The sequence below is a fragment of the Caballeronia udeis genome, assembly GCF_044909315.1.
Taxonomy (GTDB): Bacteria; Pseudomonadota; Gammaproteobacteria; order Burkholderiales; family Burkholderiaceae; genus Caballeronia; species Caballeronia udeis_A.
In genome coordinates this window covers 227,922-245,328 of the sequence record NZ_JBIYEB010000009.1, presented here as the reverse complement: position 1 = coordinate 245,328, position 17,407 = coordinate 227,922, and the positions used below count along the sequence as shown (strand labels likewise).

The following is a 17,407-nucleotide window of genomic DNA, read 5'->3' as shown; positions in this document are numbered from 1 at the left end:
CAGTCTCACTGTGTTGAAGCGGCGGGGGCAACCTTGACGAACCAGTAGTCGATCAGCCAGTCCTCCGCCAGGTAAGAAAGCGGCGGGACCGCCGGGAAGCCCATTCGCGCCCGATACCCCACACGCGTATCGGGTGCGTAGTATTCCGGAACGATGTAGTACCCGCTGATCAGGATGCGATCGAGCGCGCGCGTGGCGGTCTCGAGATCGTTTAGCGTCTGCGCGTTCAATGCAGCGTCGATCATCGCGTCGGCGGCTTTCGAACGCACCCCCGCATAGTTCTCCGAGCCCGGCTGCGAGGCTGCCGTGCTGCCGAAGCGGCGCGTCAGCTCGCCTCCTGGAATAGTGACCGGCGGGTAGATATACGTGGTCATGTCGAAATCAAACGCATCCATGCGCTTCTCGTACAACGCGCTGTCGAGTTCTCGCAGGTGCGCCTGCACACCGAGCGTCTGCAACTGCTGGATGTACGGCAGGATGACCCCGCCCATGCCGGGCTGGTCGTCCATGATCTCGATGGTCATCGGCGTGCCGCTGGCGTTGCGCAACGCACCGTCACGATACTGCCAGCCCGCTTCGTTCAGGAGCGCCTGGGCTTCGCGCAAATTGGCGCGCAACGAATGCGGCGGCACGGTGTCCGGCTGCTTGATCATCGGGCCGAATACGGCGGCGGGAAGCGTCGAGCGATACGGCTCGAGCAGTTTCAACTCCTGCGCATCCGGCTCGCCCCGCGCACCAAACGGAGAGTCCTGGAAGTAACTTCCCGTGCGGCGATACAGACCGTAGAAATACAGCCGGTTCAGCCAGTCGTAGTCGAAAGCCAGCGTCAACGCACGACGCACGCGAACGTCCGCGAAGACCAGCTTGCGGGTATTGAAAATGATGCCCTGCATCTGCGCCGGGCTGTCGGGGAACGCACCTTTCCTGAGCGACCCGTTGCTGAAGTTCTTGCCGACGTACTTGCGCGCCCAGGTCGATGATGAATACTCCGTGCGCATATCCGTGTGGCCCGCCTTGAAATCTTCCAGCGACGTGTAGTGATCCGTGAAGAGCCTGAACGTGATGCGTTGGAAGCGATACATGCCACGCCGCGACGGCAGGCCGGCGGCCCAGTAATCCGGGTTGCGCCTGTAGGTGATCTGCTTGTCATTCTTGCGTTGCTCGATCAGGTAGGGACCGCTTGCCACCGGTGGCACGTCCGATATCTGGTCGAACGGCGGCCGCGTGCCGTCCGCTCTCATGCCCCACTTCGGCGAGAAGACCGGCAAGTCACCCGCAATCAGCGGCGCATCGCGGCGTGCTTCCCTGAAGTCGAAACGCACTGTCAGGCGATCGACCGCGGTCGCGCGGCTGATGCCCGCGAACTCCGAGTTGTAGATCGGCGAAGCCTGATGACTCGCCAACGTGTCATAGGAATACTTCACGTCGGCGGCGGTGATCGGGTCGCCATTCGAAAAACAGGCGTTGGGATTGATATGGAACGTCGCCGACTTGCCGTCCGGGGCGACCTCCACGTCGTCCGTAATCAATGGATACTCGGACGCCAGTTCGTCCCAGCTTCGCTGCATCAGCGTGTCGAACATCAGGTTCTTCAGGTCGGGCGCAGGTGCGCCGCGGACCAGGAAGGGATTCATCGAATCATAGCTTTGCTGTTCATCGTAGTTCTGGAAATTCATGTCGCCGTTAGCCGGCGCGTCCGGGTCCGCATAGTCGAAGTGCATGAAGTCCGCCGGATACTTCGGCTCGCCGTATTGCGCGATCGACGGCCTCGCGAACGTTTGCGATGCAACGAGCAAGGCCGCAAACCCCAGCGTGATAAAGCCTCTATTCATCGTCGCTTGCCGCCGTTGTCCTGAACGATAATTGCACTTCGCACCCTGGCCGCGCGCATGCAGTCAGCGTTCAATGCTTGATGATGTACATGTCTTCGCTGCGGTAATGGTCCATCGGGTTTTTCGTGGAATAGCCGCCCACGTAGCTCTTCACCAGCCGCACCATCGTGTATTGCAGCAGCGGCAACATGGGATAGTCTTCCATTGCCACCTTGCCCGCTTCGGTCTGCAATGTCTGGCGCGTAGCCGGGTCGGTTGAGTCGGACGCCTGGTGCATCAGCGCATCTGCCCGGGCGTTGCACGCCTGGTTGTCGTTCTGCTCGGAACCGCATTGAACGAGCGTGAGGAAGGTGCTTGCGTCGTTGTAATCCGCCACCCAGCCGTTGCGCGCGATCTGGTAGTCGCCGTCATGCCGTTTCTTGAGCAGCACCTTGAATTCCATCGTCTGGATTTCCGTATCCAGGCCCAGCTTGGTCTTCCATTCGGAAGCAGCGAAGATCGCCATCTTCTTGTGATACTCACTCGTGTTGGTGGCGAACTGCAGCTTGGTGCCGGGTTTCACGCCCGCCTCGGCCAGCAGCTTTTTCGCTTCGTCCACACGCTTCGCCATTGGCCACGAGGCCCAGTCGTACGCACTGACGTCCGCGCCCTTCACCCCCTTGACGATCACGCCATACGCCGGGATCTGGCCGTCGGCCGTCACGCGCTGCGCCAGGATGTCCCGATCGATCACCATGGACAGCGCCTTGCGCACACGCACGTCCTTCAGGAGCGGGTCCTTGTTGTTGAACGAGTAATAACGCAAGCCGAGCATGGGCGCCGCGCGGATCTCGTTCGGATACTCCTGTTTGTAGCGGGCGTAGGTGCCCGAGGGAAGTTGGTTCACCCAGTCGTCGCCGCCGGACCTGTACAGGTCCACGTCGGTGTTTTCGTCTTCCACCGGCAGGTACGTGACCTGACTCAGTTGCACGTAAGCGGCGTTCCAGTACTGCGGATTTTTCACCAGCACAAGACGATTGTTCACCTGCCAGTCCTTCAGCATGAACGCGCCGTTGCTGACCAGGTTGCCGGGTTTGGTCCAGTCCTTGCCGTACTTTTCCACCGCCGCCTTGTTCACCGGACCAAGGTTCGTATTCGACATCAGGTCGGGCAGGAACGGCACCGGATTCGGCGTCTTGATTACCACCGTGTACGGGTCAGGCGCGCTTACGCCAAGCGACGCCACCGGCTTCTTGCCCGCCACAATATCCGCTCCGTTCAGCAGGAACATGCCGTAGGTGGTTGCATACGGCGAAGCCGTTTTCGGATCGACGAGACGCTGGCATCCATAGACAAAGTCAGCGGCGACCACCGGCTCGCCGTTGGACCACTTCGCATTCTTTCGCAGATGAAAGACCCACGTGGTGGGGTCCTTCATTTCCCACTTTTCCGCGACGCCCGGAACGGTCTCGCCGTCAGCGCGTGTCGCGGTCAGCCCTTCAAACAGATCGCGCGCGACGGCGTTGGCCGGCACGGATTCCGCCACGTTCGGATCAAGTGTCTCGACTTCGGAGCCGTTGTTGCGCACCAGTTCCTGCTTCGCAGCGAGTTGCACGCCAGGAGGAACGATTGCCGCCTGCACGCTGCCGGCGAGCATCAAGCCACCCAGGACAAGTGCCGACGATACACGGCGAAGAGCGATTGAAGGATGAGGACGTAGTGAGAAAAACATCTGGCAACTCCTGGTATTCGTTACTTCCGCGCCCGGCTTTCACTGCGGCCTTGAGCACGTCATGCGGTGAGGTTTCGAAAGATCGATGTTTGAATCGAAATATCCGGGTCGGAGACGATGAGAGCACGCCAAAAACAAGGCCGCTCCAGCGCCGCATGACGCGCGCCGGAGCGACCGCTCCTTCCGGCAAACAGACTACAGCGGCATCAGAACTTGTACGTCGCGCCGACCTGCGCGAAGCGGCCAATGTTCGTGTAGATCGACTGGTCGTAGCCATTCTGATCCAGCGTGCCATTTGCAAAGATCGGATCGTACGGCGGCGCACGGTTGAAGATGTTGTCGATGCCGCCGAAGATCGTCCAGTGCTTGAAGCCCGTGTACGTCATCATCAGGTTGAACTGGCTGTACGACCCCACGTGGGATGGCCCGCCCGCGACCAGATTTTGCGCATACGGACCTGTGAACTGCCAGGTCAACGCTGCGTCAAACTTGTTGTACGCCCAGTCCAGCGTGGTGTTGCCTTTCCAACGCGGGAAGCTGCCGCCGAACGGCTGCGTGAGGGTGTAGTCGTTACCCGCGCCATTCACCGGCGCCTGGCCCGGAGATCCGAGCTTGAAGCTGTTCACGTAAGCCCAGTCACCGGACAAGGTGAACGTCCCGGTCTTCGTCGGCAGCGACTGGCGGAACGTGCCTTCGAAACCATTCGTATCCAGATAACCAAGGTTCATGTACGGGATGACCTTGTACAGGAGATCGCCCGTGACCGGGTCGGTGACAACCTGGGAAGGCGAGCCCTGGCCGATCACGTTATCGACACGAATCTTGTACCAATCCAGGCCAATATCGGTCGTACGGGTGGGCGACAGCTGGAAGCCGATGGTGAGGTTACGCGTGCGCTCGGCTTTCAGGGCTGGATTACCCTCCGTGATCGACGTGTAGTTCTGGCCGGTGGTCGGGTCCACCTGGATACCCTGCGTCCGCGAGTCGCTGTTCTCGACGAACGTCGGCGCACGGAAGCCGCGGTTGTACGAGGTGTACATCGTGAGTGCCTGAACCGGCTGATAGCGCAACGCGAAACGCGGCGAGAACGCACCGCCCACATCGCTGTAGTGGTCGTAACGGCCTGACTGGCTGAACGTCAGCGCGCGCACGATCGGAATGTCGACCTGGTAGTACACCGCGGCCACGTTGCGCTGGCCATTCACCGTCTGCAGAATCGGGCTGATAACGTCGCCCTGTTCGAATGCCGAGCCCGGGGTCATCACTTCGCTCTGGTGTGTGAACTGCGCACCAAACCCGAGGCCCACATCGCCCGCCGGCAGACTGAAGAGGTGTGGCGTGGACAGCGTCGCGTCAACGGTATCGAGCTTCGAGATCGCCAGGTTATTCGCATCCTGGTACAGCCCGTTGAGGCCGTTCGGCGTAGCCGCCGGATTCGAGAAATCGAACGTCCCGTTCTGGTAAATATTGTTCAGTACGTTGGTGTTGAGCTGGTTCGTATAGGTGTTCGAAACCGTGCTTTGCGAGTGACTGATCGACGTCGCCCAATCCCACTCGCCGTTCGGCAGGTTGAACGAACCCTTGATGCCCGTCGACGCGCGCCAGTAGGTGGAATACGTGTCTTCCGCCACCGCGCCCGGGAAAGCGTACGTAAGCGGCGTGGCTACCCCGAACGGGTTGTACGGATTGCTCGCCGGCACAGTGAAGTTGAACGGAGAAAGCAGCTTGGTCTGCGGATTCCACACGAGCGCGGGAACCTGCGGATTGCCAATCACGTTGTTCCACAGACCGTCATTCGTGGTGGTCTTGTTGCTGCTGATCAGGAAGTCGCCGAACGCCGTCGTTGTATCGTTGATCTTGAAATCGGCGTGAAGCTTCGCGTTCAAACGCTCGGTCATCGGCGCGATAGACGTGCTTTCTGCGGAGTTGTAGCCGCAGATCGTGCCCGGCAACCCCGATGTCAGCGAGTTGGTGCCTGCGGGATGCACCGCACCGCCGTTCGCACAGCCGCTCAATGCCTGCACGCTGCCGTCGGGCATATTCCAGTACGACGGCGCGAGCAACGAATGGCCGCCCGGCTGATTCGTGAAATCCTGGGCGCTCGTCGCGTCGCGGTCCGCGAGCGTAAAGCCGTTCGACTTGTAGTAGCTCGCGGCGGCTGTCACATTGAAGCGATCGGCGTTGAGATCGCCAAAGCCGGCGAGCACGCCGAACTTAGTCGTGCCCGCGCCGCCGCCCTGGCTGATGGCGCTGCCGTAGCTGCCGTCGAGTTGCAGCCCCTGGAAATCGTGCTTCGTGATGATGTTGACCACGCCGGCAATGGCGTCCGAGCCGTATTGCGACACGGCGCCGGCCTTCACGATTTCGATGCGGTCGATGGAGTTCAACGGCAGCGTATTCAGGTCGAAGAAGGAGTCGACACTGTTCGAGAAGAACGCGAACGGCGCAACGCGCTGTCCATCCACCAACACGAGCGTGTACTTTTCGCTGAGGCCACGCAGAGCAATACCGGCCGCGCCTGCCGCAAAGTTGCCGGACTGGCCTTCGCTCCAGCTATTGGCCGAGTTGGCGGAGGTCGTGCGCAGATAATCGGCGACGGTCGTGGCGCCGCTCTGCACAATGTCCTTCTGCGTAACTGTCTGAACCGCATTGAAGCCGACCTTGTCGGCGCTGCGGATCAGCGACCCGGTCACTTCGAATTTCTTGATCTGCTGGACGCCCTTGTCAGCAGTCGGTGTCGCGGTGTTGTTGTCCGCGGACGCTGCTGCCGGTGTGCCGGATGCCGGTGCCGCGGCTGCTGCAGTGCCGGATGCCGATACCGGCGCCGCTGCCGCTGCCGGTGTGCTTTCCGTCGTCGTTGCGCCCGCGGCTGTACCCGTGGTGGCTGGCTGGCTTTGCGCAAACGCCGGTACGGCGATTGCGGCTGATAATGCTAGTTCAGCCCAGACTATTCTTTTGATGGCCAGCGCCAATACCCGTTGTTTCATTTTTCCCCTTCTCGCTCGTAAGTAAAGCCACAACTGTGTGTGAAGAGAGGCCTTGTGGACCTCTCCACTCGATATACGGCGTTCTTGCGCCGCGCTCCGTTAAAGCTGACCCGTGCTTCTACTGCCCGGCATCGGGTCAATAGCGCACCAAATTGCAAACACAGACAGAAGACGGGACACTTCATATACTTTCATATCGGACTACTTATTTATTACAAACGAAATGCGCAGCGCTTTCTAATTGTTTTCACTTCCACTACCTTGCATGATGAAGCGGAAAACCCCTCTCCATCAGAGCAACCTTTCAATCATCTATTAGTAATACTTATGAAAACCGTGTCGGTGCTTTTAGAGAAAGCACTGAGCGAAGGCACCTAGAACAATCTTGGCGTGCCCACCCATACGACCACCGCTTCTTCGCGAGCGGTATTGCTCCAAGCATGAGGCACGGTGGACTCGAAATGCGCGGTGTCACCTGCCAGCAATACGAACGTCGTACCTTCCAACGTGAGTGATATCTGGCCGCTCGTCACATACAAGAACTCTTCTCCGGCATGTGTCGTGACTTCCGACGGGTTCTGTCCCACCGGCATCCTGACGAGAATTGCTTCCAGCTTGGCGCCTACCGCCAGGTTCGTCAGCCGGCCAAAAAGATTCGCGGTTCCGTCGAATCCGAAGTACTTCAGCTCACTCCCCCTACGCACTGACTTGTCTTCGGTGGGGGTGTCAACGAAGTACTGCACCGTGACGCCCAGAGCTCGCGCAATGCCAACCAGCGATGTGATGGAAGGCGTTGCCTGACCTCGTTCCACCTGCGATAAAAAGGGTTTGGAAATCCCCGCACTCGTCGCCACTTCGTCCAGCGTGCGCTTGAACCGTTGACGGAGTGCGCGGATTTTTCTTCCTATTGAAACTGCGATCTGTGCCTTGTTATCGAGTGGCAAAACCATAGCAAGACATAATCCCGTTATTTTGACGCCACCATCACCCACAATCGGGCGAGGTCAGCCGAACCGTCGGAGCCTTTCACCGCACGGAAGGTTTGTACTGCGCGAGCTTTGTCGCCGGCCACGTAGTAGGCCACACCAAGATGCAGCTGCGCCTGGTCAGGGTGATCGAGCCCACCCTTCGCGATGGCCGCCTCCATTGCTGCAAGACCCTGCTTGGTTTGCCCCGCGAAGACCTGGTTGAAGCCGACGTCGACCGGCGATACAGGGTTCGCCTGATCAGCCGGCGCTTGCGCCCGCTTCGCGGCTAGTGCCTGCAAGCGCTTTTCGCGATCCGCCTGTGCATCGTGGCCGAGAACGCCCGACGCGAACCCCTGGTCGATCACCTGCTTACCCTCGGCCGTGGTACCCGCCACGATCGCGAGCTGGGTCATCTCCATGTAGTCGTCGACGGTGGTGAGCGAACCGGTCGCGCGACGCAGCCGATAAGTGTCTATATCGAGTGCCGACGAATAACCCGGCTTCGTGCGGATCGATTGAAACAGATCGTCCCAGTACGACTGCTTCGGGTGATAGGCGACCAGTTTTTCGAGCGCACCGCGGTACGTCGTGTCATCTTTTACTCGCTGCGCACATGTGCCGAGCAATTGGAGTTGCGACTCGTCGGGCGCATGGGCGGCACGCACTTGCGCGTCGATTCCAGGCTTGAGCAGGCCCACCACATTGCCGCAGTCGTTCGAAAGATAGTACGACTGAACAAGCAAGGTGCGCATATCGGGATCGCTGCCGCCTGACTTCTGATAGCGCTGTGCGACCTTGATAGCTTGTGCGTAGTTCTTTTCCTGGAAGTAGATGCCTGCAAGCGCCTCGGTGGTGCGTTGTTCGTCGGCGCCGCTCAGGCGCCCTGAACCCAGCAAGGTTTCATAGGCCTGGGCAGCCACAGCGTTGTTGCCCGCCGCCGCCGCTGCGGCACCGCGCATTTCTTCGACCATGAGGCTTTCGTACGGTGTCTTTCCGGGCACCGCGGCAGCCTGATCGATCTTCGTCAATGCTTCCTGGTACTTGTGCGCGCGATACAGATCCTGCGCGGCGTTCAGCGGCTTCGCCACATCCGGCCGCAAGGTGTCGGCGGCATAAGCCGTGACCGGCAGCACGGCGAGCGCCGACAGCCCGCAGGTTGCCGCTGCAATGACAGCGTGTTTGAACCGTTGATGGATCGTTAGCATTCCACTTCCCTATTGCATGTACTGCTCATTGCCGATCAGGCCGATTTTCGTCGCGCCCAGCCGTTGAGCGGAAGCCATCACCGCTGCGACATCCTTGTACGGCACCAGCTTGTTGGGCCGCAGATGAATTTCCGCCTGCACCGGTTCGGCGGCCACCTGTGCGAGCTTCGATTCGAGCGCCGCGCGGTCAGGCACCGCCTGGCCGTTCCAGGTCGTGGTGCCGTCGAAGTCGATATCGATCTGCACCACTTCCGGCTGCGTGATTGGCGGCGGCGGATTGCCGATCGGCAGGTTCATCTTGATGGCGTGCGTCTGGATCGGGATCGTGATGATCAGCATGATCAGCAACACCAGCATCACGTCGATCAGGGGCGTGGTGTTGATGTCGACCATCACATCCGGTTCGGCGCTGCCCCCGCCCGACGATACGTTCATTCCCATGATTGGTTCCTAGCCGCCGCGCGCAGGCGGCTCAGTAATAAACGAAACCTTGGCAATACCGGCGCGTTCGCACTCGGTAATGACCCGGCCTATGAATTCATAACGCGCGTTCTGGTCGCCACGAACATGCACTTCCGGTTGCGGCGTCATGACCGACACGGTTTTCAGGCGTGTCAGCAGCGTCGGTGCATCCACCAGCGTCTCGTTCCAGAAGAAATCGCCGTCGCGATTGACCGCGATGACGATGCTTTTAGGTGTGGTCTGCAGCGGCTGGATTGTCTCCTTCGGCAATTGCACCGGCACCGTATGCGTCACCACCGGAATCGTGATCAGAAAGATGATCAGCAGGACCAGCATCACATCGACGAGCGGTGTGGTGTTGATACTGGAGATGACCTCGTCGTCATCATCTTGCCCAACGCTCATAGCCATGGCGAACTCCGCTTAATTGGCCAGCGCTGCTTCGCGAGCCGTAGCGCGCGCCGAGCGCCGGCTGCCGGCCAGCAGGACCGTGTGCAGTTGCGCGCCGAACGCACGAACACGCTCCATCACCGACTTGTTGCGGCGAACCAGGAAGTTGTAGCCGAGTACCGCGGGCACGGCCACGGCGAGACCGATCGCGGTCATGATCAGTGCTTCACCCACCGGGCCCGCGACCTTGTCGATCGAGGCCTGGCCGGCAATACCGATTGCCGTCAGCGCGTGATAAATCCCCCACACCGTACCGAACAGACCGACGAACGGTGCTGTCGAGCCGACCGTCCCGAGGAAAGCCAGGCCGTCCTGCAGACGATTCGATACATTGGTGATGGCACGATCAACCGAAGTGTCGATCCACGTGTTGCGGTCGACGGCTTCGAGCAGTGCTTCGTCGTGATGTTCGCCGGCCTCGATGGCTGTTTCGGCGATAAAGCGGAACGGCGAAGCTTCGTCGAGCAGCTTCGCGCCTTCGACCAGCGACGGCGCGGTCCATAGCTGCTCGTCGGCGCTCTTCGCACGGCGGTTGGCACGGAACTGCTCGAAAAACTTGGTGATCATGATGTACCAGCTGCCCATGGACATGAGCACCAGCAGGATCAGCACGAAGCGTGCGACAAAGTCACCGTTCTTCCAGAGCGCACCAAGACCGTATGGGTTAGCAACGATTTCGGACGTGGCAGGCGCCGGCGGCGGTACCGCTTCGTCTGCGGCCGAGCCGGCCGTTTGCGCTGCGGCGGTGGCCGTCGGGGTAGCAGTGGCCGCAGCGGACGCGGTGGCGTCGCTGGCTTGCGCGTGGGCCATATGCGGCGCCACAAAGGTATCCACCGTGGTTACGGCGAACAACAGGGTTGCCGCCAGTGCGGCGAGAGTACGCTTTTTCATGCCTGCTCCAAGTTCATTAGTACAACTTCTAAACGAAGACTGATAAATCGCAACCGGTACCGGACAGCCAGTGGGTTTCAGTTCAGGTTAAACGAGAACGGAACTTGCACACGGACGGCCTGGCCTTGGGAAACGCACGTGAACTGCTTGACCGCGTTGAACGCTGCACGGTCGAGTGAGGAATCTTCCGCAGACTTGGCAACGCGCTCATTCGTGATATGGCCCTGTGGGTCCACTGTGAATTCGATCAGCACATCACCCGTCACGTTGTTCTCCTGCGCTTCCTTCGGGTAGCGAATCGACGAACGGATCTGATCCGAGTTCGGGCACACAACCCCTACTTCGGTGCTCACGGGCTTGCTCGGCGCGGGAGGCGCAGGCGGTGCGGGCGGCGCAACCGCGGGTGCCGACACGACCGGCGCGGCCTGGTGCGTGATGGTCGGCTGCGGCGGCGTTTGCACCTGCACTTCCGGTGGCGGGACGAACGGCGGCGGCGGCGGTGCGAACTTCGGCGGCGGCAATTGCACGGTGGGCAACGGCGGCGGCGGCGGCGGCTTCACCGGCTCGATGATTTTCGTTTCAATAGGATGCTGGATGACCTGTACGACCTTGGTGGCAAGGCCGTTGATAAGTGCATAGATCAACACGATGTGCAGGAGCAGAACAACTGCGATTCCGCCGAAGCGGCGCACAGGGTTTTGCTGCTTGCGCCCGAACTCACGTGGGCGTCCCGGCCTTTCCATACGGACCGTTGCTGCCGGGAATTGCCCTTCGACTTTCGTACCCACCTTTACTCCTCCGGCGTGAATCGTCCATTTCTGTAACTGCAGTGCGCCGACATGGGGCAACCAACGCTCACCTCGGACAACTGCCTGCGTCGCTCCGCCCCTTGATTTGCACTCCGAATTTATAGGCAGCGTAAACCCTGATGCGTTGACGCGGATACGGCTGTGAGACGCCCCGGCGATACATCAACCCTGCCGAAGAACATCTAAATGAAACAACGGCAGATTAAATCCGGCGGGCTCATCTCGACCTGCCATGAATACCCGGAGACAATTTAAACGAAGCGCTCTACGACACCCGATTTTTTGCGCGATTGTCACCGGCGTTTCATGGGATGCGAAGATAGCAGGACAAAAAATGCGCGGTCAAACTTTATTTGACGACAGCGTACTTAGTTTTAGAGAAAACACTCTAACTAACGCCGTACTCACGCCGCTCTAAAAGAATAAGCGTATGCCGCAGCGGATATGCGCGAACCTTCGGCAGCTCGTTAATTGGGATTCAGCTGCTATTGCCGCTTCCATGCCGCACCATGAATTGTCGGCCGATGGCGGGTGGTACATAGCGCAAACGCCCACTGGGCGGTACTTTCCGGTACCTGCGTGGTGCCGGGGCGAATCCCGGGCAGTACGGTTTGACGTGACGATCGAGAGCCGACCAGCGGGCAGCGTCAAAAGCCAGAAAATAAAAGAAGAGAATCAGTGTTTGAAATCTGTTTAGCGGTATTTACGACACTCTAAATGCGTATTTTCAATGCGTCATTTATTAAATTACAAAATATATTCTAAATATTTACATATAGTCAACGATGGCATATATGATCTCCATGATTTTGAGCGGAGTCGGTAATTAATGCCCATTGATCTCATTTTTACTGCCTCATCACATCCTGTTATACAGAATAATTAATCTGCCCTCCCTATAAGATCTTGTTATACAGGATAATAAATCTGTATTTATTGGATTATTCGGAGTCAAGCCATTTTGAATGAAATGGGAAAATCCCATGACGCCCAAATCATTAAGATTACTAAGCAATATCGACGACTAATTCTCGCCGCGCTTCTCGTTATCGACCGAACTTGATGTTGACCATGTACAACTCGGTTAGCGGCAGCTTCCGTGCATCAATGCAGGTCGAAAACTCGCAGTTGAACGCAAGCGCCTGTGATCCGTCGTGGATGCATGCAAGGCGGCGCACTATTTCTCTGGAATAACATTCGGATGCCGAATCATCATTGAAAGACTCTTACCGGTGTAATACGGGTGTCACACTAGCTACATTTTCACCCTACCCGGCGCATGGGCAGCAAGGACTGTCTCTCTTCGCATCACAGGCTGGCGTCGTGTGCTGCACACTCAGGGCGCACCATACTTGATCTGTACCACGCGGCGACCGCCCTGGTTCGCCTGCGGACTGACGTGCCATGCTCCTGCGCCTGTTGATCAATGTGGATTTCAGCCCTGCACAACTCGCCACCGCCAATACGGTACTCCGTCCTGATGAGCTGCTGGTACGGCAACTCGCCCAGTCAATCGGGTATCGCGAACGGCCTTGCCGCTCCCCGATATCAAGTCCGTACCAGCTTATCCCGCGCATGGCATGTATGGCGGACCGAGGGACAGCTTGCCGCGATTGTGGAACATGGTGTGCGGCGGTTTTGAGAACGCCAGCTACGCGCAAGCCAAGATCCTTTGATATCAGTCTCCCGAAAAACTTTGGCGGGAGTCGCACCTGAGCCATGACGTCGATCGTCGTCGGTAGAGATGTGGCGCGGTCGCATTAGGTTCGGTTTGTCTGTTGCCGCCCTTTTCGTTTGGCGGTGCCCGAATAACCTAGCCCTAACCCCGTTTCCACACCCCGCTCATCGAACCCAGCGTGCAGATCTCCCGCACTGGGCTCTCGGACAAGACATCACGCCTTCACACACGCCAGGCTACGCCCCCGCGGGCGCTCAGACGTACGAGCCCGAAGTGCCCGTAGAGGTGCGGGAGTGGATAGCCCCCGCCCCTGCGTCGCCTGAGCTTATGCTTGTTGCGTAGCCACCGGCGCAACCGCGTCGCGGTGTAGCTGTCGAGCGCGCGATATGCGCGGCTAACGCTCCCTACCTGGAAGTAGTTCGCCCAGCCGCGTAACGAGCGGTTCAACTTGCCCACCATCGTCGTGGTCTCTTGCCATGCCGTCTTAAGGGCAGTCAGCGCATGAATCTTTTCGACCATGCGCCGGATACTCTTCTTCGACGGGCGCAAACCCATACGGGCCTGACCAGTTGTCGCTGAGTACATTCGCCCAAACGTAAAACCCAGGAAGTCGAATTCGCCTTCCGGCACCGAACAGATTTGTGTCTTTTCCTCGTTGACCGTCAGCTTCAGCTTGCCCATGATCGCGCGCAGTTGCGACAACGCTTTCTCAGCGTTACCTCGCTTGCACAGGATCACCAGATCGTCCGCGTAGGTCACGATTCGACTGCCAAGACTGCGCTCAAGCCCGAGCTTCTTCCATGCCAACACAAACCGGCGCATATAAATATTCGCGAGTAATGGTGAGATGGGTGAGCCTTGCGGAATGCCGCGCCTGCTGTCCCTGGCCTCAGTCGTCCGCATCTTCCGACCACGGTTATCGGTTTCTTCAACGGAGCACTCCAACCACATCCTGATCAGATGCAGAACGCGCCGGTCAACGATGCGTCGCGCCAGCGACAACATCAGTTCGGCGTGGAGAATACTTCCGAAGTAGTCCGCGAGGTCGGCGTCAACAACGTCCGTGTGACCGCGAAACAGCAGTTCTTCCACCTCGACCGCCGCTTGCTGCGCGTTGCGGCCCGGCCGGTAGGCGTACTGCTCGGGTGGAAGGTCGACTTCGAAGATCGGTTCGAGCACCAGCATCGCTGCTGTCATGCACACCCGGTCTCGCAAGGTCGAGATGCCCAGTGGCCTCAGCTTGCCATTGGCCTTCGGGATAAACACTCTTCTGATAGGGTCCGGCCGGTAACTCTCCTGCCTGAGCGCAAGCGCCAGTTCGCCGAGCCACTTCTGTACCCCATACGCCTCGACCTCCGCGAAGTCTTGCCGATCGACACCCGGCGCGCCCTTATTCGAGCGACACTGGGCGTACGCATGTGCCAGCACATCCTCGCGATAGATCTTGTCGTACAAGGCATAAAAGCGATACCCGGCTGCTGCCTTCGCTTTCGCGTGTAACGCCATCTGCAGCGTCTGAACACGAATCGGAGTTGATAGGTTGCCCAATCTCCACGTCCTCACTACGTATTGCGTCTGTCTTGAACTGAGGCCCCTTCCCTCCACCGGCATTACACCAGCTTCATCGGTATTACGGGCCTCTCCGTCACCCCAAGGCGCCCGGCCTGTCCCTCACGGGCGTCCGGTTGCTCATCCCTGAACACGCCAAGGGGCTTCCCGTGTTGCGTGCGCTTTCCTTGTGTACATGCTGTCGCCACTACCCCGGCGCAGCGACTGGCGGCACTGCTTCGCTCATCCATCCAGTCGTATCAGCCTTCCCCGAAAGGGTCGCCGGGTCGGCCTGCGCATCGGCATTTTCGAGGCTTGCTCAGCGTTCACTCACGTTACGGCCTGCACACTCGCGCTGTCACCAATTCGTGACACGCTTACCCGAAGGCTTCAGCCATTTCGTTCCCTCCATGACTGCTCCGGTTGCTTCCGGCTGGAGCGGTTGCCGGACGGGACTTACACCCGCTGGAAAGCGCCGCCTTTTCACGGCGCACACCCAGACCTGCCCTTTCCGCACGGCCGCTTTTTGCACGGCTCGCTCCATTGATACATCCCGACTGAACCGTGCATGCATGTTGGCGCTTCGCGCTGATCTCCGTTGTTATCCGCCACACCCAAGTCAGATTCGGACAAGCGCAGCGAGGGAAGCCCTACATGGCGTGATCCGGGCGCGGGGAAGTGTCTCCGATATGCATCAATGCGGTCTACAAAACATACCGGGGTACTAACTTCTGAATTAATTGCACTATTCTTATACGAACGATCCGGCTGCGTTACGAGCCGGCGTCGACACTTGCCCGAGGGGTTCGGCATGAACCTGTTATCTTTTCGCACGCCTGTCCTTTACGCAGCTTGTCGTCGCTGCGGCAACGCGTTGACGCACGGCGAAGAAGAATGCCCGCATTGCGGCACAAATCAGTCCCGGGCATTGGTCGCAGCGAACTCCATCGACTTCAATAACAGCAACGTCATGATGATGCCCGGGCGCATGCTCGTGCCATATCCGAGCGTGCCTGAGGAAGTCGACGCTGCGATGAATATTGCGCGGGAGCGTGCCCGCGTTGTTCGACGCGTGGCGTTCGGTGTGGCGGGTGGCGGACTGCTCGCGGTCGCGCTGGCGCTGACTTATGCGCCCGGCCTGAGATCGCCCGTGGTTCAGCGGCTTGCTGCACTGCCGGAGCCTGCAAGGACGCCCGCGTTCATTCCGGTAGCTCCCGACAATGCGCCGAAAGCGGCAGTACCAGCAAGCGCAACGACGGTCGTTGCGGCAGCAAAGCCCGCGAACCCCGTCCCGGTGACCACTGCCACCACCCCTGCAGTGCCCCATGTGGCGCCTCCGGTATTGGCCCAGACTCCGACGCAAATTCCGATACCCGCACCCACACAAGCACCAACACTCGCACCGGAACCGAACCCGGCGGCCGAGATGATGGCGTCGATCAGGAATAGGCTGACAGCTGCCATTGCGACCCTGCGCACAGAGAGTTCAAGGATCGCATCAGGCTGGGCAACGGGAGCCGCTTCGAACGCGACACCGGACACCGAAGCACCGATAGTCGCAACGACAGCAGGAACAGCAACGACAGCAACGCCTGTCACGCCCGCACCAACCCCGGAAGCAGTACCCCTGTCAAAGAGCCCGACGGACGCGCCGGCTGTCACGCTTGCACAGAACACGCCTGCTGCACCGTCACCGACAACAGCCACGACCAGCGCGCCGGCTCAAGCACCTGCCGTCGACACTCCCGCCCCGCTCGCCGCCTTACCGCCCGCACCGAGCCCCAGCGCGACCGCCGACGTGCCTATCGCCAGCCATGCGCCCCAGCCTTCCCTGCCCGATGAAAAGGAATTGCCGAAGCTGTCGTTGCCGCCGGTCTCGCCGGTCATCGCGACTGAGCGTCCGCCATTGGGCAGCCCCGGGGAAAGCCTCTATTTCGCGCGCCTCGCACTGGTCACCAACGACCTGAGCGCCGCGCAGAAGAACCTGGCCAACGTGCCCGCGAATCAGGTCAACAGCCCCGAGGTCCAGCGGGTCCGCGACGACCTCGCCCAACGCGAAGCCGCACGCGACACCGCCATGCAACACGCCCGCGCATGCGACCAGTCGGCTTCATGGCGATGCGCACGGCGTTATGCAAAGGACGCGCTTGCTATTGACGCGAGCTACACCGACTCGCGCGTGTTCCTCAAGCATGTGGCCATCAAGATTGCTGAAGCGAAGAAAGCGGCCGAAAGCGCGCAGGCTCAGGCGGCCGCCATCATGCAACGCGGTCCGATGCACCCGGCGCCGATCCGCGAAGCCGTTGCCATCCCGCGCACAGCCGAGATCGCGAGCACCGGAGGAGCTCCCACTGCGGCCGGCAGCGTACCGCACCTGTTCGCCAACCCGGTCGCGCGTGCGCCGCACGAAACCCACGTGACGCATGAGGCGCGCGAGACCCCGCGCGAAACCCATGTGGCGCCGCCAATGCCTGAGCCGGTCGTGGCGTTCCAGCCCGTGCCGAACGCGGATGCAGATCCGTCCGCGTCCAAGGCGCCGGACAACGGCGCACCTATTCGCCCTGCCGGTCGCGGCGAAGCACATTGAAGCGCATCGAGGCTTGACCGGAGACCGCACTCCGCATCAAGCCTCGCCGCCGATCATGCCCGCTTAACCCCCTCTGGAATTGCCTCGATCGGCGTCTTCGCTCCCGGATGGGTTTGCGTCAAGTCATGCCGACATGATGGTCGCCCGACTATCGCGGCTTACACCGGATCGGGCGTACATGGAACGACGGCATGCAGCGTGGCACTCACCGAATGCCTGGCCTGTGCCGCTTTTCTATCAGCTTTGCGTTGCGCTCTGCGCGCCTGCCTGGATATCGGT

11 protein-coding genes are annotated in these 17,407 nt (G+C 59.9%); 1 reads left to right on the top strand and 10 read right to left on the bottom strand.

Features of this window, described 5'->3' with window-relative positions; all coding sequences use genetic code 11:
* Positions 1 to 5 precede the first annotated feature (5 nt).
* From ABH944_RS17160 to ltrA, 10 genes are all read right to left on the bottom strand, one after another.
* A complete protein-coding gene (locus ABH944_RS17160; protein WP_404609360.1) occupies positions 6 to 1,832 on the bottom strand; it encodes an extracellular solute-binding protein in 1,827 nt (608 codons plus the stop codon).
* A 70-nt stretch (positions 1,833 to 1,902) separates the two neighbouring features.
* Complete coding sequence (locus ABH944_RS17155) at positions 1,903 to 3,543, bottom strand: peptide ABC transporter substrate-binding protein (protein WP_404609358.1); 1,641 nt, start codon at positions 3,541 to 3,543, stop codon at positions 1,903 to 1,905.
* Between the two features lie 206 nt (positions 3,544 to 3,749).
* Entirely contained in the window at positions 3,750 to 6,530 is a 2,781-nt protein-coding gene (locus tag ABH944_RS17150; RefSeq protein WP_404609357.1) for a TonB-dependent receptor, read from the bottom strand.
* Positions 6,531 to 6,904: 374 nt separating this feature from the next.
* Positions 6,905 to 7,480, bottom strand: coding sequence for a helix-turn-helix domain-containing protein (locus ABH944_RS17145; RefSeq protein ID WP_404609355.1), 576 nt, complete (start codon positions 7,478 to 7,480; stop codon positions 6,905 to 6,907).
* A gap of 17 nt (positions 7,481 to 7,497) precedes the next feature.
* Positions 7,498 to 8,703: a tetratricopeptide repeat protein gene (locus ABH944_RS17140; RefSeq protein WP_404609353.1), complete on the bottom strand. Its 1,206-nt coding sequence runs from the start codon at positions 8,701 to 8,703 to the stop codon at positions 7,498 to 7,500.
* Between the two features lie 9 nt (positions 8,704 to 8,712).
* Positions 8,713 to 9,144 (bottom strand): ExbD/TolR family protein, encoded by a 432-nt coding sequence (locus ABH944_RS17135; protein ID WP_404609351.1) that lies wholly within the window; start codon positions 9,142 to 9,144, stop codon positions 8,713 to 8,715.
* Positions 9,145 to 9,153: 9 nt separating this feature from the next.
* Positions 9,154 to 9,576: an ExbD/TolR family protein gene (locus ABH944_RS17130; RefSeq protein WP_404609349.1), complete on the bottom strand. Its 423-nt coding sequence runs from the start codon at positions 9,574 to 9,576 to the stop codon at positions 9,154 to 9,156.
* Between the two features lie 12 nt (positions 9,577 to 9,588).
* On the bottom strand, positions 9,589 to 10,506 hold the full coding sequence (locus tag ABH944_RS17125) for a MotA/TolQ/ExbB proton channel family protein (protein ID WP_404609347.1): 918 nt from the start codon (positions 10,504 to 10,506) through the stop codon (positions 9,589 to 9,591).
* A 77-nt stretch (positions 10,507 to 10,583) separates the two neighbouring features.
* A complete protein-coding gene (locus ABH944_RS17120; protein ID WP_404609346.1) occupies positions 10,584 to 11,294 on the bottom strand; it encodes an energy transducer TonB in 711 nt (236 codons plus the stop codon).
* 1,921 nt (positions 11,295 to 13,215) lie between these two features.
* Positions 13,216 to 14,541: a group II intron reverse transcriptase/maturase gene (gene ltrA / locus ABH944_RS17115; protein ID WP_404609344.1), complete on the bottom strand. Its 1,326-nt coding sequence runs from the start codon at positions 14,539 to 14,541 to the stop codon at positions 13,216 to 13,218.
* An 811-nt stretch (positions 14,542 to 15,352) separates the two neighbouring features.
* Here ltrA and ABH944_RS17110 point away from each other — a divergent pair.
* Positions 15,353 to 17,128 carry a hypothetical protein gene (locus ABH944_RS17110; RefSeq protein ID WP_404609342.1) on the top strand — a complete coding sequence of 592 codons (1,776 nt, stop codon included), beginning with the start codon at positions 15,353 to 15,355 and terminating at the stop codon, positions 17,126 to 17,128.
* The last annotated feature ends 279 nt before the right edge of the window (positions 17,129 to 17,407 follow it).